The sequence below is a fragment of the Pectobacterium aquaticum genome (assembly GCF_003382565.3).
Taxonomy (GTDB): Bacteria; Pseudomonadota; Gammaproteobacteria; order Enterobacterales; family Enterobacteriaceae; genus Pectobacterium; species Pectobacterium aquaticum.
In genome coordinates this window covers 2,123,278-2,147,881 of sequence record NZ_CP086253.1, presented here as the reverse complement: position 1 = coordinate 2,147,881, position 24,604 = coordinate 2,123,278, and the positions used below count along the sequence as shown (strand labels likewise).

At 51.1% G+C, this 24,604-nt stretch carries 23 protein-coding genes; 12 read left to right on the top strand and 11 right to left on the bottom strand.

The window, feature by feature from the left end:
- Positions 1-111 precede the first annotated feature (111 nt).
- The gene (locus DMB82_RS09930; RefSeq protein WP_116162890.1) at positions 112-1,104 is read left to right on the top strand and encodes a 2-hydroxyacid dehydrogenase; all 993 of its coding nucleotides are present in this window, start codon (positions 112-114) and stop codon (positions 1,102-1,104) included.
- Positions 1,105-1,141: 37 nt separating this feature from the next.
- On the opposite strand, the gene DMB82_RS09925 is transcribed toward DMB82_RS09930, so the two are convergent.
- Together DMB82_RS09925 and DMB82_RS09920 are read right to left on the bottom strand one after the other, a co-directional pair.
- Positions 1,142-1,432 (bottom strand): putative hemolysin, encoded by a 291-nt coding sequence (locus tag DMB82_RS09925; RefSeq protein ID WP_116155540.1) that lies wholly within the window; start codon positions 1,430-1,432, stop codon positions 1,142-1,144.
- A gap of 289 nt (positions 1,433-1,721) precedes the next feature.
- Positions 1,722-2,012 (bottom strand): hypothetical protein, encoded by a 291-nt coding sequence (locus DMB82_RS09920; protein ID WP_116162888.1) that lies wholly within the window; start codon positions 2,010-2,012, stop codon positions 1,722-1,724.
- Between the two features lie 295 nt (positions 2,013-2,307).
- On the opposite strand from DMB82_RS09920, the gene ttcA reads away from it, so the two are divergent.
- Both ttcA and DMB82_RS09910 read left to right on the top strand, forming a co-directional pair.
- Positions 2,308-3,243, top strand: coding sequence for a tRNA 2-thiocytidine(32) synthetase TtcA (gene ttcA, locus DMB82_RS09915; RefSeq protein ID WP_116155542.1), 936 nt, complete (start codon positions 2,308-2,310; stop codon positions 3,241-3,243).
- A 35-nt stretch (positions 3,244-3,278) separates the two neighbouring features.
- The gene (locus DMB82_RS09910) at positions 3,279-3,551 is read left to right on the top strand and encodes a hypothetical protein (RefSeq protein WP_167469143.1); all 273 of its coding nucleotides are present in this window, start codon (positions 3,279-3,281) and stop codon (positions 3,549-3,551) included.
- Positions 3,552-3,629: 78 nt separating this feature from the next.
- Here the strand turns inward: DMB82_RS09910 and zntB are convergent, their stop codons facing one another.
- Both zntB and DMB82_RS09900 read right to left on the bottom strand, forming a co-directional pair.
- Positions 3,630-4,613 carry a zinc transporter ZntB gene (gene zntB, locus DMB82_RS09905; RefSeq protein ID WP_116155543.1) on the bottom strand — a complete coding sequence of 328 codons (984 nt, stop codon included), beginning with the start codon at positions 4,611-4,613 and terminating at the stop codon, positions 3,630-3,632.
- A 124-nt stretch (positions 4,614-4,737) separates the two neighbouring features.
- A complete protein-coding gene (locus DMB82_RS09900; protein WP_116162886.1) occupies positions 4,738-6,354 on the bottom strand; it encodes a peptide ABC transporter substrate-binding protein in 1,617 nt (538 codons plus the stop codon).
- Positions 6,355-6,519: 165 nt separating this feature from the next.
- Between DMB82_RS09900 and mpaA the strand changes: the two genes are divergently transcribed.
- From mpaA to DMB82_RS09875, 5 genes are all read left to right on the top strand, one after another.
- Positions 6,520-7,239, top strand: coding sequence for a murein tripeptide amidase MpaA (gene mpaA / locus DMB82_RS09895; RefSeq protein ID WP_116155589.1), 720 nt, complete (start codon positions 6,520-6,522; stop codon positions 7,237-7,239).
- 79 nt (positions 7,240-7,318) lie between these two features.
- Positions 7,319-7,822: a thiol peroxidase gene (gene tpx / locus DMB82_RS09890; protein WP_116155544.1), complete on the top strand. Its 504-nt coding sequence runs from the start codon at positions 7,319-7,321 to the stop codon at positions 7,820-7,822.
- Positions 7,823-8,176: 354 nt separating this feature from the next.
- On the top strand, positions 8,177-8,950 hold the full coding sequence (locus tag DMB82_RS09885; protein ID WP_116155545.1) for a hypothetical protein: 774 nt from the start codon (positions 8,177-8,179) through the stop codon (positions 8,948-8,950).
- 61 nt (positions 8,951-9,011) lie between these two features.
- Positions 9,012-9,794 carry a hypothetical protein gene (locus tag DMB82_RS09880; protein ID WP_116155546.1) on the top strand — a complete coding sequence of 261 codons (783 nt, stop codon included), beginning with the start codon at positions 9,012-9,014 and terminating at the stop codon, positions 9,792-9,794.
- A 26-nt stretch (positions 9,795-9,820) separates the two neighbouring features.
- A complete protein-coding gene (locus tag DMB82_RS09875; protein WP_116162885.1) occupies positions 9,821-11,935 on the top strand; it encodes a calcium-binding protein in 2,115 nt (704 codons plus the stop codon).
- A 55-nt stretch (positions 11,936-11,990) separates the two neighbouring features.
- On the opposite strand, the gene tyrR is transcribed toward DMB82_RS09875, so the two are convergent.
- The 6 genes from tyrR to pspA form a co-directional block, all read right to left on the bottom strand.
- The gene (tyrR, locus tag DMB82_RS09870) at positions 11,991-13,559 is read right to left on the bottom strand and encodes a transcriptional regulator TyrR (protein ID WP_116162883.1); all 1,569 of its coding nucleotides are present in this window, start codon (positions 13,557-13,559) and stop codon (positions 11,991-11,993) included.
- Between the two features lie 196 nt (positions 13,560-13,755).
- Positions 13,756-14,799: a YcjF family protein gene (locus DMB82_RS09865; RefSeq protein ID WP_102116422.1), complete on the bottom strand. Its 1,044-nt coding sequence runs from the start codon at positions 14,797-14,799 to the stop codon at positions 13,756-13,758.
- Entirely contained in the window at positions 14,796-16,193 is a 1,398-nt protein-coding gene (locus DMB82_RS09860) for a YcjX family GTP-binding protein (RefSeq protein WP_116163006.1), read from the bottom strand. The genes DMB82_RS09865 and DMB82_RS09860 overlap by 4 nt, the downstream gene beginning before the upstream one ends.
- Before the next feature lie 250 nt (positions 16,194-16,443).
- Positions 16,444-16,809, bottom strand: coding sequence for an envelope stress response membrane protein PspC (pspC, locus tag DMB82_RS09855; RefSeq protein WP_102116421.1), 366 nt, complete (start codon positions 16,807-16,809; stop codon positions 16,444-16,446).
- Complete coding sequence (pspB, locus tag DMB82_RS09850) at positions 16,809-17,033, bottom strand: envelope stress response membrane protein PspB (protein ID WP_102116420.1); 225 nt, start codon at positions 17,031-17,033, stop codon at positions 16,809-16,811. The genes pspC and pspB overlap by 1 nt, the downstream gene beginning before the upstream one ends.
- An 82-nt stretch (positions 17,034-17,115) precedes the next feature.
- The gene (gene pspA, locus DMB82_RS09845; RefSeq protein WP_010295838.1) at positions 17,116-17,781 is read right to left on the bottom strand and encodes a phage shock protein PspA; all 666 of its coding nucleotides are present in this window, start codon (positions 17,779-17,781) and stop codon (positions 17,116-17,118) included.
- A 225-nt stretch (positions 17,782-18,006) separates the two neighbouring features.
- Here pspA and pspF point away from each other — a divergent pair, with 225 nt between their 5' ends.
- The gene (gene pspF / locus DMB82_RS09840; RefSeq protein ID WP_102116419.1) at positions 18,007-18,990 is read left to right on the top strand and encodes a phage shock protein operon transcriptional activator; all 984 of its coding nucleotides are present in this window, start codon (positions 18,007-18,009) and stop codon (positions 18,988-18,990) included.
- 70 nt (positions 18,991-19,060) lie between these two features.
- Here the strand turns inward: pspF and DMB82_RS09835 are convergent, their stop codons facing one another.
- Positions 19,061-20,587 (bottom strand): cellulase family glycosylhydrolase, encoded by a 1,527-nt coding sequence (locus DMB82_RS09835; RefSeq protein WP_116162881.1) that lies wholly within the window; start codon positions 20,585-20,587, stop codon positions 19,061-19,063.
- A 480-nt stretch (positions 20,588-21,067) separates the two neighbouring features.
- Here DMB82_RS09835 and sapA point away from each other — a divergent pair, with 480 nt between their 5' ends.
- Genes sapA through sapC form a run of 3 tightly spaced genes read left to right on the top strand, consistent with a single transcriptional unit; the run spans position 21,068 to position 24,595 of the window.
- A complete protein-coding gene (gene sapA / locus DMB82_RS09830) occupies positions 21,068-22,756 on the top strand; it encodes an ABC transporter substrate-binding protein SapA (RefSeq protein WP_116162879.1) in 1,689 nt (562 codons plus the stop codon).
- Complete coding sequence (sapB, locus tag DMB82_RS09825; RefSeq protein ID WP_102116415.1) at positions 22,753-23,718, top strand: putrescine export ABC transporter permease SapB; 966 nt, start codon at positions 22,753-22,755, stop codon at positions 23,716-23,718. Before sapA ends, sapB begins: the two co-directional genes overlap by 4 nt.
- Positions 23,705-24,595 carry a putrescine export ABC transporter permease SapC gene (sapC, locus tag DMB82_RS09820; protein ID WP_102116414.1) on the top strand — a complete coding sequence of 297 codons (891 nt, stop codon included), beginning with the start codon at positions 23,705-23,707 and terminating at the stop codon, positions 24,593-24,595. The genes sapB and sapC overlap by 14 nt, the downstream gene beginning before the upstream one ends.
- Positions 24,596-24,604: the final 9 nt, after the last annotated feature.

The window sequence follows — 24,604 nt, the reverse complement described above, 5'->3', positions numbered from 1 at the left end:
TCTGACGCTATTACTCTCTCAATTTCAAACCGTTACTGTCAGTCAGGTAACGGTTTGTCACCGCCCGATTTTCTGATAGCTTAACCTAAGGATTTTTCGGAGAAACTATCAATGAAACTGGCAATTTACAGCACTAAGCAGTATGACCGTAAATATCTGGAGCAGGTCAATCAGCAGTTTGGCTATGAGCTGGAGTTTTTTGATTTCATGCTGACGTCACGCACCGCGAAAACCGCCGCGGGCTGTCAGGCCGTCTGCATCTTTGTGAACGATGACGGTGGACGTGAAGTGTTAACCGAACTGGCTGCGTTGGGCATTAAAACGCTGGCGCTACGCTGTGCAGGCTTTAACAATGTCGACTTGGAGGCCGCTAAGGAGCTGGGTATCAGCGTGGTACGCGTTCCTGCGTATTCCCCCGAAGCCGTCGCCGAACACGCCGTCGGCTTGATGCTGACGCTTAACCGCCGCATTCACCGTGCCTATCAGCGTACCCGCGATGCGAACTTCTCTCTGGAAGGGCTAATTGGCTTCAATATGCACAACCGGACGGCGGGCATTATCGGCACCGGAAAAATCGGCATCGCCACCATGCGCATTCTGAAAGGCTTCGGGATGCGGCTACTGGCCTTCGATCCCTACCCGAACCCGCAGGCCTTGGAATTAGGAGCGGGGTATGTCGATCTAAAAACGCTGTACGCCAACGCGGACGTTATCTCCCTGCACTGCCCACTGACGCCGGAGAATCATCACCTGCTGAATCAGGCGGCCTTTGCGCAAATGAAAAACGGCGTCATGATCGTCAATACCAGCCGTGGTGGCCTGATCGACTCGCAGGCCGCTATCGACGCGTTGAAGCAACAGAAAATTGGTGCACTGGGCATGGACGTTTATGAAAACGAGCGCGATCTCTTCTTCGCAGATAAATCCAACGATGTGATTCAAGACGATATCTTCCGCCGTTTATCCGCATGCCACAACGTACTGTTTACCGGACATCAGGCGTTCCTGACGGAAGAGGCGCTAATCAGCATTTCCCAAACCACGCTACAAAACCTGAAAGACATCAGCCAGAACGCGTCTTGCGAAAATCTGGTTACATCTTAAGTTTTCCTGCGGCAGTGCTGACTGCCGCAACACTCACTCACCCTGCCGGACAACTTCCATTCATCAGCGATTGCTCGCTACAGCGCTTACCATTAGCTAACTGACAGGCTCCCACGCTCGCACCATCAAGCTGCCGGGAGATCGCCATCGTTCCACCAATCAACGTACAGTTAACGTCAACCGGCGAGCTGCTTTTCAGCAACACGACAGCGTTTTTATCATCATTTTGCGTGGCATCTTGCTGGGTAGCGGCAGTGTTCTCACTATGATTACTGCATCCCGCCAGCAGGAGCGCGGCGGCAGTACATAGCCATGGCAATAATTTCATGTTGTAGCCTCGGGTCGGGGGAGTGAAGGTTCTGACACCACGTTTGGCATCAACACCTATCGAATAGATTTTTCAGATAAGGACTATATCTACCACACCGCACTTCGGCAACACATCTACAGGGTAAAAGAGACGTCAATCACTCGAAGACGTTTTGACGCAGTTTCTTTAGATATATATTGATGGATGATTTATCAAAAAAATCTATATGCTCAAAAAACCAGTAACGCAAAGACTATAATAAACCCATTAAAGATCGCCGAGATTCCCACTATTACACAACCAGCAGCTAAAATACGCAGCAGAAATATCTTAACCTCTCCTGATAGTTTCCGCGCCAGACGCCAGAATCCCATGCCAATATTAGCGACATAAATGCCATAAAAATCATAGCGGCTATCGCAAGGTATCCCATACTAACACTGCCGTCTGTAATATATGGGGCTAAAAGATGATCGATAACAGCCAGAAGCAAAGCAATAGCAAGATGCCCAAATGTACCTTCTACGCCGCAGTCTCCACGTGCAATCTTCGCCAGCCAGTGGTGACTTTTGATATTTCCTGAACGAACAAAAATCATAACTCTTCCTTAAGTTCATAACGCCATCAACCAATCTAAACGATGCTTATACACAAAAATATCTTTTATTTTCACCAACAAATAGAACATGGAGTCAACATGAAGCGCACGGTGAGCCATAACTTCACAGTATGAAACCATCGGTGCCGAACACGAAGTTATGACACCACTGTAAAACGATCTGGTATTCGTCGCCGTAATCCGTACCATACACGCCATGATCGTGCAGACCGTGTTGACGTCTGCGCTGAACCGTTTTCCATCCGCAATGCCTTTTGCAACGAGCACAGATAAAATGTCAGAAAATCAACAAATTAACCAGAAACAGCAATACAATTTGAACAAATTGCAAAAGCGCCTGCGGCGTAACGTCGGCGAAGCTATCGCTGATTTTAATATGATTGAAGAAGGCGACCGCATTATGGTGTGCCTGTCCGGCGGGAAAGATAGCTTTACCATGCTGGAAATTCTGCGCAATCTGCAACAGAGCGCACCGATTAACTTTTCTCTGGTCGCGGTGAATCTGGATCAGAAGCAGCCTGGGTTCCCTGAGCACGTTCTGCCGCAGTACCTTGATAGCATCGGCGTGGAGTACAAGATCGTCGAAGAAAATACCTACGGGATTGTGAAAGACAAGATTCCAGAAGGGAAAACCACCTGCTCGCTGTGTTCACGCCTGCGCCGCGGGATTTTGTATCGTACCGCAACGGAGCTCGGCGCAACGAAAATAGCCCTCGGTCACCACCGTGACGATATTCTGCAAACGCTATTCCTGAACATGTTCTACGGCGGGAAACTGAAAGGCATGCCGCCGAAGCTGATGAGCGACGACGGTAAGCATATCGTCATCCGCCCTCTTGCTTACTGCCGTGAAAAAGATATCGAGCGCTTTGCTGAAGCCCGTCAATACCCGATTATTCCGTGCAACCTGTGCGGATCGCAGCCAAATCTGCAACGTCAGGTGATTAAAGACATGTTGCGCGACTGGGACAAACGCTATCCTGGCCGTATTGAGACCATGTTCAGCGCCATGCAGAACGTTGTGCCGTCTCATCTTGCCGATCATACGCTGTTCGATTTTAAAGGCATTCGTCACGGTAGCGACGTGGTGGATGGTGGCGATCTGGCTTTTGACCGTGAAGAACTGCCGTTGCAGCCCGTTGGCTGGCAGCCGGAAGACGATGACGACGCGCCATCCGTGACCCGTCTTGACGTGCTGGAAATAAAATAAGCGCAACACTCCCATGAGGGAATGGCATTACCATAATGAATAGAGACACGGTGGCAAGAAGCAGCGGTTGCTGTTTCACCACCGTGCTTATTGCAAAAGCATTTTACAACGTCGTTTGGGATGGACAGGCAGAAGTGGGATCGAAAGACAAAAAAAAGCCGACAAAACTGTCGGCATGGTGTGAATCAATTGTGCTATGCAGTAATTCAAAAAAGGAAGTAAGACAATATGGAGCGCAACGCCCATCGCTTGACGTTGCATTCACCTGCGGGAATGATAGTGCCGCACAACAGGGTAAAAAATGTTGATATTGCTCAATTTACGCGTAATTTTTTAGCCGTTCGCGACAGTTTGTGATTATCTGCGCCCCCACTCGCCGCAAGTCGTTATAGCCATTTACTGCGTTTTAACCACCATGCAACGCCGCCCACCAATATCACCAACATCAGACAGAACGTGAAAAAACCAAACGGCGCATCGCCGCCGGGAATTCCCCCTAAGTTGACGCCAAATAAGCCGGTTAAGAACGTCGTCGGCAGGAAAACCATCGCCAAAAGCGACATCGTATAGGTACGGCGGTTCATCGCTTCGGTCATCAAGGCGGTGATTTCATCCGACAGTACCGTGGTGCGCGCAATACTAGCGTCCAGATCTTCCAGCCCGCGTCCTAATCGATCGGCAATTTCCTGCATTCTGCGGCGGTCATCATCCTGCATCCAAGGCAATCTCTCGCCGGAAATACGCGAGAAGACATCACGCTGTGGCGTCATATAGCGGCGTAACACAATAAGCTGTTTGCGGATCAGTGCCAGCCCACCGCGCGGTGGAATTTTTTGCTCCAGCAAATCCTCTTCCAGATCGATGATTTTCTCGTGCAAATCATCAATAAACTCGCTGGTATGATCGGTCAACGATTCCGCAATGGAGACCAACCAACTTCCGCTGTCCGTCGGGCCATTACCGTCCTTCAGATCGGTAAGAATTTCGTCGATAGCCAGAATCTTACGGCGTCGGGTAGAAATGATCAGCTTGTCGGTAATGAACACCCGAACGGCCACCAGTTGATCTGGCCTGGCATTGGCATTCAGGTTAATGCTGCGCAGCGTGATCAACGTACCTTCCCCCAAACGCGTAACTCTGGGGCGAGCGCTCTCCCCCGCCAGCGCATTGCGTACGCTATCCGGCACCCGCGTCGTTTTATTCAACCAGCGCACGCTGGCGGGCAAGGTAGAATCTAGGTGTAGCCAGCAGGGTTTCTCGCTGTTAGCCACATCCTGCTCGCCAATCGGGGTCACGCCCCCCTTCCCATCCAACTGATACGCATGAACCGCACCGCTGTGTTGCAACTCTTTTCCTGCCAAGGATTCCACGTCTTGCCTCCAACGGTTTTTGCTATCAGCGCTTTTGCTATCAGTTTTGCACGCTACCAGCCGGAGTGACCATCACGATCGCTCCGGCTTTATCGCCACATCATTCGATGTATTAATACGGTACTTAATGTTTTTCGATGTAAAGCATGTGGCTGTACGCCACGTCTTCAGGGTTAGTCATCGGATAGCCCTTCACCCACGGTTTGATCAGGCGTCCGTTGGTGTATTGATAGATCGGCGCAATCGGTGCTTCATCCATCAAGATCTGTTCTGCCCGATTGTAGTCCGCATTCAGCGCCTCCAGGTTAGTCTGATTACCCGCTTCATCCAGTAGGCGATCGTAATTCGCATTTTTAAAGCGCGCGATATTCCCGCTGTGGTGTGATGTCATCAGAGAAAGGAACGTCGAGGGTTCGTTATAGTCACCGACCCAGGACGCGCGCACGACGTCAAAATTACCGCTATTACGGCTGTCGATATAGGTTTGCCACTCTTGATTAGACAAACGCACGTCTACGCCCAGCGTTTTCTTCCACATGGAGGCCACGGCAATCGCGATCTTCTGGTGGCTTTCCGACGTGTTGTACAGCAGCGATAATTTCAGCGGATTGTTTGGACCATAGCCCGCCGCTGCCATCAGCGCTTTTGCCTGCGCATCCAGTTCATCCTGAGAATACTGCTGCAACAGGCTTTCCGTCGGTTTGAAGCCCGCAGTGACATCCGGCGTAAAGTGCCAGGCCGGCTTTTCCCCCGTGCCCAATACTTTTTCCGCAATCACTTTACGATCGATAGCGTAAGACAGCGCTTTTCGTACTCGGGCATCGTTAGTCGGCGCACGCTGCGTGTTAAACGCGTAATAATAGGTGCCAAGCTGATCTGGCGTATAAACCTGACCGGGCAAGTCTTTCAGCAGCTTCTGGTACAGGTTTTTAGGAAACGACTCGGTGATATCGATATCGCCGGACAGATAGCGCTTCGTCGCGTTCGATTCCTGATTGATCGGAACAAAGGTCACCTTTGTCAGGCGCGTGTTAGCGTTATCCCAATAATATGGATTCTGCGTGAGCACCAGCTTCTCATTAACAACGCGCTGATCCAGCTTAAACGCGCCATTGCCAATCAGATTGCCCGGCTTCGTCCAGTCGTTTCCGAATTTTTCTACCGTAGCTTGATGTACTGGGAACAAGCTAAAATTCGCCGTGAGGCTGACAAAGTAAGGCACAGGCTTGCTGAGTTGCACTTTCAGCGTGTGGTCATTGACGGCCGTCACACCAAGCTGATCGACCGGCAGCTTGCCCGCGAGAATCTGCTCAGCGTTCTGAATCCCCGCCAGCCGAGCAAACCAGGCGAACGGTGAACTGTTTTCAGGGGTGACCAGACGACGCCAGCTGTAGACAAAATCATTTGCCGTGACGGGTTCACCGTTAGACCAGCGGGCATTGTCACGCAGGGTAAAGATGAACGTGCGGTTATCGGTCGTCTGCCAACGCAGCGCTACGCCTGGGACGAGGTTCCCCTTCGCGTCCTGATTGACCAGCCCTTCAAACAAATCGCGCGCCACCTGTGCTTCCGGCAGCCCTACCGCTTTTATCGGATCGAGAGAAGCCGGTTCATCTTTAATGTGGCGAACAATTTCCTGTTTCTCAGCTAGAACCGTTCCCGCCGGAACCTGCGCCGCAACGGCATTGCCCGTCATGGCCGCCATCAACGCGGCATAAAATGCAGAATATCCATAATGCATGATGATTTGACCTGAAAGCGTAATGAATTGATTGAAGAATATAATAGTCAGAAATTAGCGCTATCATCCAGCGATACCCCCGCAATTTATCAGCCTGCATCGCCGTTTGCGTCTCCGGGCTGATTTTTTTATGATGAAACGCATAGGCAATCACAGGGCGGTATCATGGAAAACACAATCATTCCTCTTCAGGCGCGCCAGCAACGAGGTAATTTTCCGTCGTTGGGCGAACCGTATGGGAAATCGCTGCTGGGCGCGCCGCTGCTGTATTTCCCCACCGAATTAGCCCCTTCAGAGAGCGGGCTGATTATTGCCGGCACACACGGCGATGAAACAGCAGCGGTGGTGGCGCTTTCCTGCGCGCTGCGTACTCTCTTTCCAGGCCAGCGCCGCCATCACGTGATTCTTGCAGTGAACCCGGATGGCTGTCAGTTGGGTCTACGTGCCAACGCTAACGGTGTCGATCTCAATCGCAATTTTCCAGCCAGCAACTGGCAGCCGGGGAAGACGGTCTACCGCTGGAATAGCGCCGCAGATGAACGCGATGTCGAGCTATCCACGGGCGAAACGGCAGGTTCAGAGCCAGAAACAAAAGCCCTTTGCACGCTGATTGAGAAACTTAATCCTCACTGGGTTGTCTCTTTTCATGAGCCACTCGCGTGTATTGAAGATCCACATCATTCCGAACTGGGGCGGTGGTTGGCGCAGCGGTGCGAACTGCCGTTAGTATCGAGTATCGGTTACGACACGCCAGGCTCTTTCGGAAGTTGGTGCGCCAATCGCTCGCTTCATTGCATTACCGCTGAGCTTCCGCCAGTCTCGGCAGATGCGGCCAGCGAATGCTATCTGAAAGCGATGGTGGCGTTGCTAAGCCAGCAATTTTAATCGTAATTTTTATACCAATGTTGCTAATGTTGCCCTAAACTGAGCAGCGTGTTAATCACCTGTAATTAAGGACGCAAACATGTCACAGAACGTACATTTTCAAGGCAATCCTGTGCCAGTAGCAGGGTCATTCCCAGCCACAGGAAGCAAAGCCCCGGCATTTACTCTGGTGGCTAAAGATCTGTCCGATACCCCGCTGAGCAACTATGCTGGCAAACGCAAAATCCTGAACATTTTCCCAAGCATCGATACCGGTGTTTGTGCCACGTCCGTGCGCAAATTCAACCAACTGGGTTCTGAGCTGGATAACACCGTTGTTCTGTGTATCTCTTCCGATCTGCCGTTCGCGCAGTCCCGTTTTTGCGGCGCGGAAGGTCTGAACAACGTTGTTGTACTGTCTACCCTGCGTGGCGGTGAGTTTAAAGAAAGCTATGGCGTTGCTATCGCCGATGGCGCGCTGAAAGGTCTGACCGCTCGCGCGGTTGTCGTACTGGATGAAAACGACAACGTGCTGCATAGCGAACTGGTGAACGAAATCACCACTGAACCAGACTACGACGCAGCACTGGCTGTTCTGAAATAAGCGACACTGGCATTACGTGAAAAACGGCTGCGCAAGCAGCCGTTTTGTTATCTTAGTATCTATCGATTTCCCATACATATAATTGGGTTACTCTGTTAATCACCTTGTATCTATTTGAACATGAATTTTTATTAATGATTTATTTCATCATGCTTATGATATGAAGGTATCTGTTTTTTGATACTCCCCATCTTATATAGACTTTTTCGCCACGTTTTGGCGTTTTCATCACGACAAGTACGATGCCAATAATAACCACTATTTTCTGTATGGAATAATGGACATGGTAAAGAGAAAGTAATTGCACCATAACTAACTCTGATATGTTAGTGCTATTCAAAGGAGTGATGACTGTTGAGAATATTATTACTTCCCCTTCAAATAGTCGCTTTATTTTCAGGCCTTGCTTTTAGCCAGAGCAGTGAAGCGGCATTCACGTTTGATCCACTGAAATGCCACACACCTGATCCAGAAGGAAAAGCCTATGTTGCCCTACGGGATACGGTGTTCCATATCTCTATCGACCAGCTTAGTATTTTGCACGACCCTGTTTTACGCGATGGTGAAACCCTGTCACTCCCGCCCGATCCTAGCGAGCCTCTCGGGTGTAAAGGCAATCCGCTCAGTCAGCAAAGTTTATTGTTCAGCCGAAATTTCAACGGAAAGCTGGGAGACCGTCCTGACTGGCCCAAAGCCTGGCCGTTACGAAAATTTCAACTATTCAGCTCAACGCCGAGTCATTGGGGACTTCATCTAGACGAGCGCCATGACAAGATGTGTGAAAATCGCTTAAAACAGACAGATCTGGTTCCCAACATGACGGCCTGTTTATATGAGAAGAACCCTGCACGCCCGGATCGATATGACGTGGAGGAGGCAGGAAGCTGGCTGATTGATCCTGAGGTATATTCTGCTCCGTTTAATAAGAGACTCGCTATTTTTTGTATGTTTGCCATTTCAGGAGGAACCGACTGCGAAGTCGGCTATAAAATTTTCCCGACGGTGAACCTTAGTTATGAGTTTAGCCCTAAGGAATTACCGCTTACCGAGGTTATTAATTTTGATAAATATCTGAGAGCGAAACTAGAAAATTCCGTGGTTAAAGATTATCCCTGGAAGAAGATGTGAATAAACCGTTCTGTCATCAATGACACTGACATGTGAACACTATTCAAAGGAGTGATGACTGTTGAGAATATTATTACTTCCCCTTCAAATAGCTATTTTATTTTCAGGCCTTGCTTTTAGCCAGAGCAGTGAAGCTGCATTCACGTTTGATCCACTGAAATGCCACACACCTGATCCAGAAGGAAAAGCCTATGTTGCCCTACGTGATACGGTATTCCACATCTCTATCGACCAGCTCAGTATTTTGCACGACCCTGTTTTACGCGATGGCGAAACCCTGCCACTCCCACCCGATCCTAGCGAACCTCTCGGGTGTAAAGGCAATCCGCTAAGTCAGCAAAGCTTACTGTTCAGCCGCAATTTCAACGGAAAGCTGGGAGATCGTCCTGACTGGCCCAAAGCCTGGCCGTTACGAAAATTTCAGCTATTCAGCTCAACGCCGGATCATTGGGGATTTCGGTTACACATGCTCTACGACAAAATGTGTGAAACACGGCCAAAACAGACAGGGCTGGTTCCTAACATGACAGCCTGTTTATATGAGAAAAACCCTGCACGTCCAGATCGATATGACGTGGAGGAGGCAGGAAGCTGGCTGATTGATCCTGAGGTATATTCCGCCCCTTTTAATCAGAGACTCGCTATTTTTTGTATGTTTGCCATCTCTGGAGGGACCGACTGCAAAGTCGGTTATAAAATTTTCCCTACGGTGAACCTTCGCTATGAATTTAAACCCAAGGAATTTCCGCTGACTGAGGTTATTAATTTTGATAAATATCTGAGAGCCGAACTAGAACAGGCCGTGGTTAAAGATTATCCCTGGAAGAAGAGTGCCCCTAATTGAATCTTATATAATATGGAGATAGATATATGGCGATTACCTATGAATACCATTACGGAAATGGTGGATTTATCTTATCAAAACCCCAACAAAAGGAGCTTGAAAAATTACTTATTGAACAGGCGGCTCTGGCAAGTTCAGGAGCGAAGTCGCTCGCCGTTCCGCTATATGATAAAATTCTCAGTTATCTTCCTGTACCTAGCATAAATGCAGGTGAATATTTTAAAGTCTATACGTGGTTACAGGGCGCTCGTGAAGTCAATAATGACTCAAGCGTATACTCCGTTTTCATTAGGAATTATACTAAGATACAGTATGAATTACGTTATGGAGAGCTGAACGAACTCGAATTAAGTATACTTAACAATAAAATCAATGAGGCTTCAAATAATATAGGGTTCGAGTTGGTTGATAACATCTTAAGCCATAGCGGACTCCTACCTGGATTAGAAGGACTAGGTGTATTAGACGGTGGTGAAGCTGCCAGAAAGGTATTTCAAGGTGACATTTATCCAGAAGGCGACTTTACCGGCTGGGCTGGCACAATGCTTTTCCCTTTCTTAGGCTATGATCGGTTTTATGAAGAGTGGTTATTAACCATAGAAGAAATTAATGCAGAAATCCGCACGGGGAGCGGTATTGTAGACCGAACCATAAAAGAGCATAGCGGAACTTATGATTTGATCGCCGCATTACAAGCCAATCAAGAAACCATTGATAGTTATAGTTTATTAGAGGCTATTTACGCTGTCATTCGTAGCTTTGAAAACGTCGATAAATCACAGCAAGAAATTATCGAACAAACCAATAATTTTATTAGCACAACCTACGCGCTGCCAGTCGATCATTCGTTTTTAGCCGGTAATAAATTGCCTTATGATAAATTTTTGTTTCAAACTACAAGTTTAGGGTTCTCTTCTGGTAGTCAAGGCGACGATGATTATAAGGATTTTTGGATAGGTGATAGAGCAAACTATCTTAATTACATCGTGCATGCAGGTATAGGAAATGACCATATCCTTGGCGTCCCTACGACCTATTTAGGGCTTATCCCCGGCAGTGCGCTTATTGATGGTGGGCTAGGTTATGACACGTTATCCTATCACGCTACTCGGGATGGCGGCGATAACACAGCCCCCCTTAAACTCAGTATTAGTTTTGAAAAAATAGATAGCCCTTTGTATAATTGGAGATTCTCTATCGATAAATCGCCATCTGAAGGGTATAGTATTTATAAAGGGCATGATTATGCTTATAGCATAGAGAAACTCGAAGGGACAAATAACTCTGACACTATTATTATAAAGGAACTCCCTATATCTAATGAAAATATAATCGTGGATTTATTAGGTTCCAAAACTGGATATGGTGACACGATTGACCTTTCCCATATTAATCATGGTGTAGAACTGTCATTAGTCGGTAATGAAGTTGTCTTTCCCCTTGAAGATGAAGGTTCCCTGACAATCAGAAATATGGAAAACATCATTGGCACATCATTTGATGATTTATTATACGGCAACAGTGAAGATAATATTATCATTGGAGGAAGAGGCGATAATACTATTTACGGGAATGGAGGTGCAGATAAATTCGTTATCACCCAAGGCGTAAACACCATCAAAGATGCCGATAGTAATGATAAACTGTACATCAATCTCTCTTCTGTAAATCAGTTAACTAATCAAAGAGACCTTGGTATCGAATTAAAAGGTGGGTTTATTATTCGTAGTAGATCCCCCAATCCCGGAGGCGAAGTAATACTTCAAGACGGTGATACCGCTGTGTTTTATCCTGCGATCCCTAACCCGATGAATTTTTCACCGGCGCTTGGAGGAAGCAGAAATATGATTGATGACACGTTGGGCGATCAATTCATTGTCCGCTATACGTTGTCAGGAACGACACTCTTCGTATCGGCTTCTTTTGCTAAGTTGGATCCCGCAGAAGCCATTATTGAAAACTATGATGCTGGCGATCTGGGACTGAAATTTAAATCGCTTGTTGTTCCTAACTATTCCAATGCCGCAGCTTCACATGCCGGTAATATGGATCAGCTCGTTGACCAATACGTTCAGTTACACTCGGAGATGATTACAGATCGTTTCACTCTCCCTACATCTTCTGATTTATGGTATGCCTGAGATTAATACCCTTCTTATCACACTAAAACGGCTGCGCAAGCAGCCGTTTTGTTATTTACTCCTCGTCATCCCCCGCCGGTTTGCGTTGGCTGAGTCCATATTCCCGCAGTTTGTTGGCTATCGCCGTGTGCGATACGCCTAACCGCTTCGCCAGTTTACGTGTGCTTGGATAAGATTGATAAAGGCGGGTCAGCACGGAGCGTTCGAAACGCTTGTTGATGTCATCCAGCGAGCCATCAAGCAGGGTTTCATCTTGCGGCGCATCAATCGAAAACGCAGGGAGATCGATGTCCTGCATATGCAGTTCGTTGCCTTCCAACTGCGTCAGTGCGCGATAAATGGTATTTCGCAGTTGCCTAACGTTACCCGGCCAGCCGTACTGCGGCAGGAAATGCTCCACATCTGCGGCCAATTTGGGACGCGAAATCCCCTGTTCATCGGCAAAGCGCGCCACAAAAAGCTCGGCCAACGGCATAATATCCGCCGGACGCTCGCGCAGCGGCGGTAACGTCAGCGAGAGTACATTGAGGCGATAATAAAGATCCTCCCGGAACTCACCGCGCTGTACCAATTCCAACAAATTTTTCTTGGTCGCACAAATCACCCGCACGTCCACATGCACTTCGTGATCTTCACCGACGCGGCGGAATGTCCCGTCATTCAGGAAACGCAGCAGTTTCGTCTGCATCTGGGCCGACATTTCACCGACTTCATCCAGCAGAACCGAACCGCCATTAGCCTGTTCGAAGAAACCTTTCTTGCCTTCCTGCGCATTGAGATACGCACCGGGCGCATGGCCGAACAGCTCGCTCTCCATCACGTCATCGGGTAACGCCGCACAGTTCAGCGCCAGGAAAGGATTTTTGCCGCGCGGCCCGCGCAGGTGGCAGGCACGTGCCAGCATATCCTTACCCGTCCCTGTATCGCCCACAATTAGCAGCGGCGCATCCAGCATCGCTAATTTGCGTGCCTGCTCAACCACCTGACGCATTTTCGGGCTAACAGCCACGATATGATTGAACTCATTTTCATCATTCACGGCGAGGTTCTGCAACTGGCGGCCCATGCGAGCAGCCGATTTCAGCATCACCAATGCGCCTGCCGTTGCCACTTTACCCGCATCATCTTCCAGACGGACGGGCGTCATTTCCAGCAGGAAATCCTGACCGCGAATCACGACACGCTCGGCAACGACGGAATGACTCTTTTCCAGCCAACTGGCAAAATTGAATCCGGGGATCATGCTGCCAATCATTACGTCGCTGATCGTCTCTGCCGATTGGTCAAACAGCGCCAGCGCGGCGGGGTTAAACAGCTCCAGTTTTCCTTTCATATCCAGCGAGAATACGGGTTCAGGCATCGATTCCAGCAGCGCATTCAACGCCCGATGCTCGCGCTCAGACGGCATGAACGCCACGGTACGCACATCGCTGACACTTTCAATATGGCGGATTTCCGTCATCAGCAGACGGAAATCATCAAAATCAAGGGTGGCAAAATTGAGGTAGATACGACCAATAGACGCAATTTCAATACCGCGTAAATCAATATTGCGTGACGCAAGTAGATCTAACAGTTCACGGACCATACCAATGCGGTCTTCACAAATCACTTCCAGATGCATCAACGGCTACCTTCTTCAAGAGACACGATAGGGCTATTGCTACTGATAATACCCTTTCGTTTGCACCGGATGAAGTAAGGTGGCAGCAAAAGTTGACACAGCTGTACGTTTTTTCCACGTCAATGACGAAACGGGGTCCGGTTTGCCCTGCACTTGTCCATAACGATGGCGCATACTGTGCGCTATCGCCATGACACTAACGCCCTTTTTGCAGCGTTTCTTTCACCAGTCCAATCAGTTCGCGGCGGAAATCACCGAGACGCGGTTTGTCATCCAACCACGGCAACGGGCGACATAATTCCATCGCTTTGATACCCAAACGCGCGGTCAGCAGCCCTGCGCCAATACCCTGTGCAGCGCGGGTTGATAGCCGCGCTGCAAGATCCTGCGACATCCAGTCCATGCCAATTTCCCGCACCAGCTCCGATGCACCGGCAAACGCGATATTAACCAGCACCAGACGGAACAGGCTAATGCGGCTGAAATAGCCGAGTTCGATGCCGTACAGCGCGGCAATACGGTTAATCAGGCGTAGGTTGCGCCAGGCAATAAAGGCCATATCTACCAGCGCCAGCGGGCTGACTGCGATCATCAAGGTGGATTCCGCTGCCGAGCGACTGATTTCACGCCGCGCCTGCGTGTCCAGTACGGGCTGAACCAGACGCGCATAAAGCTCCAGCACTTCACGGTCGTTGTGGGTTTCATGCAGCGAAGCCTGCCAGCGCTGTATCGCCGGATGGCCGCTATCCAGTCCCGCCTGCCGCGCCAGTTTTTCACAAAATTCGCGCCCGCCCCCCACGCCGTGGCTGTGTAACAGATCGCGAGCCACATCGCGCTCTTCCGCACGTTCCCGCAAGCGATAGAGCCGCCGCCACTCGACAGCCAGCGAACCGACGCCCGCCGCCACAATCAGGCTGCCTGCGGTAATGCCGCCCAGCGCGATCCAATCCTGTTGCACCCAGGCGTTATGCAGCGACTGCACGCCCTGTGCCAGCGCGCTAACGCCAAACAGCCCGATCCCCGCCATCACCATACGCCGCCACAGGCTGCGCTTCGGCCGCAGCGCCGCGCTGATCGCCTCTTCCGCCGCGCCTTCTTCCGGTACTTCTTCTTCGCGGCTGATCGGGGAAAACGGCGTGCCGCTCTGCTCATCAAATGCCAACCCGGCACGCAACTGCGGCTGTGGCTCTTGCGGTGAGACATCATCGAACGTGACGCGGGGTTTCAGTGGCTCGTTCATCGCAATTTATCCTTTAACAGAAAGTCCATGACCGTATCCAACCGGATATGCGGTAACGGCGTGTCTACCGTCATTTCTCGCGGACGAAATTGATCGAAGTGGAAGCCCTGCGTTTGCCAGAATGCCGCGCCCGGCAAACGTGCAGGTACTTCACCGGGGTAGACCGTCAACGGCTGACCGTCACTGAGTCGATGCCCTTTCAGCGCCGGAATTTTCTGTCCCTGATGATCAACCACCCCGCTCTGCGTTGACTGGATCGACGCAATGCCTTCACAGCGCATATCGATGCCTTCAAACGCGGCGTTCTGCCACGCCTCTTGCACCAGTTGCTGAAGCAACGACACCAGATTGGCGTGCTGGTCGACGGTAATGTGATCCGCTTTACTCGCCGCAAACATCAGTTTGTCGATACAAGGTGAAAACAAACGGCGGAACAGCGTGCGCTTTCCATAATGAAAACTTTGCATCAGTTGGGTCAACGCCAGCCGCATATCGTTAAACGCATGAATGCCGCTATTGAGCGGTTGCAGGCAATCGACCAGAACAATCTGCCGGTCGAAGCGCACAAAGTGATCCTTATAAAATCCTTTGACGACCGACTGACAGTAATAGTCAAAACGTTTGCGCAGCATGCCGATGTTGGTTTTCTCATCCGCCTGCGCTAGCTTAGCTTCACCGATATTATTCACCTGCGGCCAAGGGAAGAATTGCAGCACCGGCGCACCCGCCAGATCGCCCGGCAGCACAAATCGCCCCGGCTGAATAAAGTGCAGCCCTTCCTGTTTGCAACGGTGCAGATAGTCGGTGTAGGCCTGTGCCACCTCGGCAAGCAGGTTTTCATCGGCCGGGGCCAACGGATCGATTTTCTCGCACAGCGCCAGCCAGGGTTTCGCCCACTCAGTGCGTCCCCCTTGCAGCAAGCCGCTCATCTGCTGCGACCAGCTCAAATAGGTTTGTTCCAGCAGCGGCAGATCCAGCAACCACTCGCCGGGGTAATCGACAATTTCCAGATAGAGCGTCGACGTGTCTTTAAAGTGACGCAGCAGCGAATCTTTAGAGCGATAGCGCAGCGCCAGACGAATCTCACTCACGCCGCGCGTCGGCGTCGGCCAAGCCGGCGGCGAGCCATACAGCGCCGCCATGCCTTCATCATAGGCAAAACGCGGCACGCCCAGATCGCGCTGGGGCACGCGTTTCACACCCAGCAAGCGCTCTTCGCGCACGGGGGAAAACATCGGCAGATGTGCACCGCTGTGGGTATTCAATAATTGATTGACGAACGCGGTGATAAACGCGGTTTTGCCACTGCGGCTCAACCCAGTGACGGCAATCCGCAAGTGACGATCCACGCCGCGATTGACCAGAGAGTTAATGTCGTTCTGTAGTCGACTCATCGAATGATCCATCACTCCTGTAGTTGTAAACCATGTAGTTGTAAACCATGTAGTTGTAAACCATGTAGTTGTAAACCATGTAGTTGTAAACCATGTAGTTGCAATGCATGTAGTTGAAAACGCGTGTTGTTGCAAAAGTACGTTTAAGCTACCGCATTGGTTGCGGAGAAAAAAGCAGCGCGACATTATCCACTCTCGACTCAAGTCGTACGGTGGATAATGTCAGCGAAAGAGTATAACCGATGACAAATTACAGGTGACGAAAGCGGTTCTGAACGCCAAACGTATCCGAGGTCACATAGCGTTCAATGTTGCGCAGGCGCTGTTCGCTGGCCTGCAAGGTCGCATCGGCTTCATTTAGCAATTGGCTAGGGGTACGCGCCGTCTTTTCATCCTCACATTCCATTCCTGCCGGAGCCGGGTCAAGCATAAAGGTCAGAATGATGTAGGCCACCATGGTGAAAAAGAACAGGCCGAAAAATATCGACAGCACCGCAATCAGCCGCACGAGTTTCACTGGCACGTCAAAGTAACGTGCTAACCCCGCGCAAACTCCTTTCAGCATGCCTTCTTCCGGTATGCGGTATAACGTTTTATCTGACCACGTATTTTTCATTACGACTTTCTCCAGTCCGGGTGTTCTGCATCCAGAATGTCTTCCAGCGCCCTGATACGCTCACGCATACGGTTGGATTCTTCCGTTAAACGCGTCAGACGTTGTATATCGTTTTGTCCCAGTTGAGCACTGTTTTTACGCTGACTGTAATGTAGCCAAAGCCATATCGGTGCCACAAACAACATGAAAATGGTCAGCGGAATGGCAAGAAACAACGCACTCATTGTGTCTCCTTAGTTATTATTTACACGCCCTATGGCGGCTGCCGTTTTCTCACGACAGCCATCCGATGGCGTTTACGCTTTATTACTCTGCTGGCTTAACTTTAGCTTTAAGTGCCGCCAGTTGCGCGCTGATTTCATCGTCCGCTTTCAGCTCGGCAAACTGCTGATCCAGCGATTTTTGTTTCCCCAGCCCGTGGCTTTCCGCTTCCGCCTCCATCGTGTCGATACGGCGTTCAAACTGATCGAAACGCGCCATCGCTTCATCCAGCTTACCGCTATCCAACTGGCGACGCACATCACGCGACGATGCCGCCGCCTGATGGCGCAGCGTCAGCGCCTGCTGGCGAGCACGGGTTTCGCTCAATTTGTTTTCCAGCTCGCCGATTTCACGCTTCATGCGCTCCAGCGTTTCATCCACGCTTTCAGCTTCATGCTGCAACACCGCGATCAGGTCGGTTAGCTTCTGCTTTTCAATCAGCGCCGCACGGGCCAGATCGTCTTTATCTTTACGCAGCGCCAACTCGGCTTTTTCCTGCCACTGCTCCTGCTGACCGTGCGCTTGTTCAATACGACGGGCAATCTGTTTCTTTTCTGCCAACGCCCGCGCCGAGGTTGAACGCACTTCAACCAGCGTATCTTCCATTTCCTGAATCATCAGCCGCACCAATTTCTGCGGATCTTCAGCTTTATCCAGCAATGAATTGATGTTGGCGTTCACGATGTCGGCAAAACGAGAAAAAATACCCATAATTACATCCTCTTCATGATTTCCAGCGTCTGATTACGCCTGATTTATCACCGGGACTAGCCGAGCCAGTCTCGATCTCCCTATAGGTATATCAATAAGCATGCCAACGTTTAATTCTATTTAACTCACTGAAAATAAAAGAATAGATAATTTTGACTATTTTTCCCTTTCCGTTAGATTAGTCAAATACGCTAACAGTTAGTAAAAATAACACGGTGGAACATCATGCTTCAGGAAAAAGAGAACCTGCTCGGCGAAGCCAACAGCTTTCTGGAGGTACTGGAACAGGTGTCGCAGTTGGCCCAGTTAAATAAGCCCGTGCTGGTGATTGGCGAACGCGGTACCGGTAAAGAGCTGATCGCCAGCCGTCTGCATTATCTTTCCCCGCGTTGGCAAGGGCCGTTCGTTTCCCTCAACTGTGCGGCGCTCAACGAGAACCTGCTCGACTCCGAGCTATTTGGTCATGAAGCCGGTGCTTTTACCGGGGCGCAGAAGCGCCATCTAGGACGCTTCGAACGCGCCGACGGCGGAACGCTGTTTTTGGATGAACTGGCTACTGCTCCGATGCTGGTGCAGGAAAAATTACTGCGAGTGATCGAATACGGCATGCTGGAGCGCGTCGGCGGCAGAGATCAGCTACAGGTTGATGTGCGTCTGGTATGTGCAACCAACGACGATCTGCCTGCGCTTGCCGCCAGCGGTAAATTCCGCGCGGACCTGCTCGACCGTTTGGCCTTTGACGTTGTCCAGCTCCCGCCTCTGCGGGAACGCCAGCAGGACATCATGTTGCTGGCAGATAACTTTGCGATTCAGATGTGCCGCGAATTGCATCTGCCGCTCTTTCCCGGTTTTACGCCAGCCGCGCGCGAGACGCTGCTGAATTACGACTGGCCGGGCAATATTCGTGAGCTGAAAAACGTGGTTGAACGCTCGGTGTATCGCCACGGCGACAGCGAGCAACCTCTCGATGCCATCATTCTGAACCCCTTCCGCCGAACTCCAACTGTTCAGGAAACACGTACAGCGATCAATCAGCCAGATTTACCGCTGGAGATGAAACCGTGGCTGTTGGAGCAGGAGAAAAGCTTGATCGATCGGGCATTGAATCAGGCAAAATTTAACCAGCGCAAAGCCGCTGAGCTACTGGGATTAACCTATCACCAGCTACGTGGATTGCTGAAGAAACACGATATTGTGGTAAATGAGTAAGAAACGGGAAAGAAAATGCGGGCGAATTCACGCCCGCAGAGGAAATGGATTAATAGGTTAACAGGCTCGATTACGGCTCAGTTCCCCATACCAGCGTGCCTTTATCGTGCACGGTGATCTTATCCCAGTTAGCGTAGCTCGTGACGTTAGCGCCGTATGAATAGTCGTTGGTTTCATTCACATTGCTCCAGTCACCGGCGTGGATACGCACCTGCACTTCACCGGTTTCCGCGCCCGGCTGAAGGGAACCGGCTCCGCTGCTGAAGGTCACCAGAACATAGCGATTAGCCTTATCGGTGCTGGCGGCTGGCGTCCCCGTGCTGGTCACGATGTTGTTAGGGCCGACGTTTGCCCAGTCAACAAAGAGGTTCGCGCCAGGTTTGCCATCATCATGGAAGTAGTAACGCACTTGCAGATCGCTCAGTTTGATCGGCGTACTGCCGGTATTTTTGATGTTGACGGCCATACGAATCGCATCATCGGACGGGTTGTTATCCACATTACGATATTGCAGCACGACGTCACCCGTTGTTCCATTACCTGGGTTAGTCGGCTCCGTTGGCGTGGTCGGGGTAGTCGGCGTATCGCCATTACTCAGATCCGCACCTGCACGAATCTGCTCTCTGACAAATTTCCCTGACGTAGACAGATTTTGCTCCGCCCAGCCGCCTGATTTGCTCGCCCCCGGTGCCAGCGCGGCGGACGCCTCTGACTTATCGGTAAGCGACCAGTTCACCCAGCTTACGCCACGGTTATTCAGGAAATCGATCCAGGTCTGCGATTCTGGCAGGAACGGTCCGCCGTTACCGGATGCATCGCTGGTGCCCCACTCGCTGACGAAAATCGCCGCGCCGCGACTTTGTGCATAATCAATGCGGTCGCGCAGGAACTGCCCGTGCGTACCCGCATAGAAATGCAGCGCGTACATCGTATTCGGATCGGGCAGTTGGTTATCCGCTGCATCGTGGATATCCTGACTCCAGGTGCCCGTACCAACGATAATGAGGTTATCGGGATCTTTGCTACGGATGGTGTCAGTCACTTCCAGCGCATAAGGCCGAATCTGTCCGTTCCATGTCACGCCACCGTTTGGCTCATTGGCGATTTCATAAATCACGTTCGGTGAGCTGCCATACAGCCCCGCCATTTCGGCAAAGAAGGTTTTTGCCTGTGCTTTATAAATATTAGGATCGTTATCCGACAAGATATGCCAGTCGATGATGATGTAAACGCCGAGGCTTTGCGCCGCCGCAACGGCCTCTTTTACCTTATTGGCGAGGGAAGGATTCGAAATATAACCATCCGCCGCCGTGTACATGGCGACGCGGAATACATTAATCCCCCAGTCATCACGCAGCCACTTCATCGAGTCTTTGTTGACATAATCGCCAAACCACTGCAAACCGTGCGAACTGACCCCTCTCAGTTGCACCCTTTTCCCCTGTTCATCCACCAGTCGCCCATTTTCGATGGACAACTGACCATGCGTTTCTACCGGCGTGGCGGATAGTGCTGAAAAGCTGAGCGACATCCCCAGCACCGTTGTTACCACACCTAACGCCAATTTCCTGACGATTTGATTCCTTCTCATCCACATATTCCTTATCTCCATTGTGAACCCATGATCTTGGGTATAGGCATGATAAGGGAGATTTATGTTCCCGCAAACAATTTAGGACATATCCCAACCATATTGATTTTATTAATTATTTACAGAGAAATAGAAAGCAAGATAAGTATCTGGTGAGGTCATTTTTCAGGCAAAAAAAAGCCAGCACGTCGGCTGGCTAAAATAATACTGGAAGCAATGTGAGCAATGTCGTGCTCTCCTTCAGTGCCTGCGAGAAGCAACTGCCGAAGTGCGAAAATGATGATAATAGTTATCAGTATCATTTGTAAAGCACTTTGTTGAGAATTTTTCTCATTACCATGCTGATTATGGGGTTCCTAACCGCCCATCGTGTTCATCCGCAGGCGCAATCGGTTGGAAAGTCGCCAGACGCGCATAACAAGAGTGGGGAGGATGCCAAGAGTGCGATACACTCTGTGTATAACCATCTTGACTGAAAAATCCCGTATGTTCGGAAAAACCTGTTTCGCACTGGCACTCACCTGGCTGGCGTTGCCTGCACTGGCAGCCTCACCGTCCGTGCTAACGCCGCCTGCTCCGCTGGAAAATATTCGCCAGAGCGGTTTTGTCTATTGCGTCAATGATGTCCTGAACACGTTTAACCCGCAGATGGCGCGCAGCGGTATCACGATTGATACGCTGGCGGCCCAGCTCTACGATCGCCTGTTGGATGTCGATCCTTATACCTATCGTCTGATGCCAGAACTGGCTCAGCGCTGGGAAGTCTTGGACAACGGTTCGACATACCGTTTCTACCTGCGCCGCGATGTGCCATTTCAGCACACCGCTAAGTTCAGCCCAACCCGTAATATGAACGCCGACGACGTGATATTCAGCTTCCAACGCATGCTGGACGAAAAGCACCCGTATCATGATGTTAACGGCGGTGAATATCCCTATTTCGACAGTCTACAATTCGCCGATTCGGTACAACACATCCGCAAGTTGGGCGAATACAGCATTGAAATCCGGCTCAACAGCCCAGACGCCTCTTTCCTCTGGCATCTGGCCACGCACTACGCGCCGATTCTGTCCGCAGAATACGCGCAGCGTCTGGCAAAAGAGGACAAAAAGGAGCTGCTGGATCGCGACCCCGTCGGCACTGGCCCTTATCTGCTCGATGAATACCGCAGCGGGCAATATATTCGCCTGACGCGCAACGGCGATTATTGGCGCGGCCTGCCACGCATGCGGCAGGTGGTTGTCGATCTTGGCTCCGGCGGTACGGGCCGCTTATCCAAGCTGCTAACCGGTGAATGTGATGTCCTCGCCTATCCGGCGGCCAGTCAGTTAACGATCTTGCGTAACGACCCGCGTCTGCGTCTCTCACTGCGTCCCGGTATGAATGTCGCTTATCTGGCCTTCAACGTGCGAAAACCGCCGTTGGACGACCGCCGCGTGCGGGAAGCCATCGCACTGGCGATCAATAACGACAGGTTAATGCAGTCGATCTATTACGGCACGGCGGAAACGGCAGCGTCGATTCTGCCCCGAGCATCGTGGGCGTACGACAATGAATCACAGGTAACCGAATATAACCCGCAGAAAGCGCAACAAATCTTGCAGGAACTGGGGTTGACTAACCTAAATCTGCGTCTGTGGGTGCCCAGCGCTTCACAGTCCTACAACCCCAGTCCGCTGAAAACGGCTGAACTGATACAGGCCGATCTGGCGCAAATTGGCGTCACCGTGACCATCGTGCCGGTGGAAGGCCGTTTTCAGGAAGCCCGACTGATGGAACTCAGCCACGATTTAACGCTGGCGGGATGGGCAACGGACAGTAACGACCCGGACAGCTTTTTCCGACCGCTGTTAAGCTGCGCGGCTATTCGCTCCCAGAGCAACTACGCGCACTGGTGCGATCCCACTTTTGATGAAGTGCTGCAAAGCGCGCTCTCGTCACAGCAGCTTTCTAAGCGGATTGACTATTATCAGCAGGCACAGCGTATTCTGGCAGAACAGTTACCCGTTCTGCCGCTGGCGTCGTCATTACGACTGCTGGCCTACCGCTATGACATGAAAGGGCTGGTCTTGAGTCCATTCGGCAATGCCTCGTTCGCGGGCGTCTTCCGCGAGGATCAACAAGCGCAGCAGAAACCCTCTGCACCGGAAACCGTGGAGGAAACACAGCCGTGATTATCTTTACCTTACGACGCCTGGTGTTACTGATAGTGACATTGTCACTACTGTCGCTGGTTGGCTTTAGCCTCAGCTACTACACGCCTAACGCCCCGCTCAACGGTGCGGCGCTGTTTGATGCCTACCACTTTTACCTCACCAGTCTGCTTCAGGGTGATTTCGGTCGCTCCAGCATTAACGGACAGGCCATCAGTGAATTGCTGAAAGAGGTGTTCCCCGCCACGATTGAACTTTGTCTTTTGGCATTTGTGCTCTCACTGCTGGTCGGTATTCCACTGGGCATTACCGCCGGCATGATGCGGAATCGCGGCGCGGACATTGTAATTAGCACGCTGGCGCTCATCGGCTTTTCCCTACCGGTGTTCTGGCTGGCGCTACTGCTGACGCTCTTCTTCTCGCTGCACCTCGGCTGGCTGCCGGTTTCAGGTCGTTTCGACCTGCTCTATCAGGTAAAAACCGTCACCGGATTTGCGCTGATTGACGCTTGGCTGTCAGATTCGCCACATCGCGGTGATATGATCGTCAGCGCCATCCGCCACCTGATTCTGCCGATTACCGTGCTGGCCGTCGGGCCGACTACCGAAGTGATTCGCCTGATGCGCGTCAGCACTACGGAAATTATCAGCAAAAACTACATTAAAGCGGCGGCAACCCGCGGGCTATCGCGCTTTACGATCATTCGTCGCTACCTGATTCATAACGCACTGCCGCCGATTATTCCCAAACTGGGGTTACAATTTTCCACCATGCTGACGCTGACGATGATTACCGAAGTGGTCTTTAACTGGCCGGGCATCGGTCGCTGGCTGGTAAATGCCATTCGCCAACAGGATTACGCCGCGATTTCTGCGGGCGTAATGGTGGTCGGCGCAATGGTCATTACGGTCAATATTCTGTCCGATATTTGGGGTGCTATGGCAAATCCGTTGAAACACAAGGAATGGTATGCCCTACGATAACGTGTATAGCGAAAAGCGGTTGCCTAGCCGACTAGGCGATACTTGGCGGGTATTCCATCAGGATATGCTGGCGATGATCGGGCTGTACGGTTTTCTGATCCTGATCGGCCTGTGTCTGTTCGGCAAATTTCTCGCACCTTATGAAGTTGACCAACAATTCCTAGGCTATCAACTGTTGCCCCCTTCCTGGTCACACTATGGTGAAGTCTCGTTCTTCCTCGGCACCGACGATTTAGGGCGTGACCAGTTAAGCCGCTTATTGAGCGGTGCCGCTCCCACCGTCGGTGCGTCGCTCATCGTCACCTACGCGGCGGCACTGTGCGGCATCGTGTTGGGCGTCTTTGCTGGCGTCACGCGCGGACTGCGCTCTGCGATGATCAACCACATTCTGGATACGCTGCTGTCGATTCCGTCGCTGTTGCTGGCGATTGTGGTGATTGCCTTTATCGGCCCTAAGCTCGAACACGCGATGCTCGCCGTCTGGCTAGCACTGTTGCCGCGCATGGTGCGAACCATCTACAACGCCGTACACGATGAAATGGACAAAGAGTACGTGATCGCCGCCCGCCTTGACGGGGCTTCCACGTTTTACCTTGTCTGGTATGTCGTGTTGCCAAACATCGCCGCGCTGCTGGTCTCCGAATTTACCCGCGCGTTGTCGATCGCCATTCTGGATATCGCCGCGCTGGGCTTTCTCGATTTGGGCGCGCAGTTGCCGACAACCGAATGGGGTGCCCTGCTTGGCAACTCGCTGGAGCTGGTGTATGCCGCACCGTGGACCGTAATGCTGCCCGGCGCTACCATCGCACTGAGTGTGTTAATCGTCAATCTGCTGGGCGACGGCATTCGCCGTGCGCTGGTAGCGGAAACGGAATAAGAGGCGACG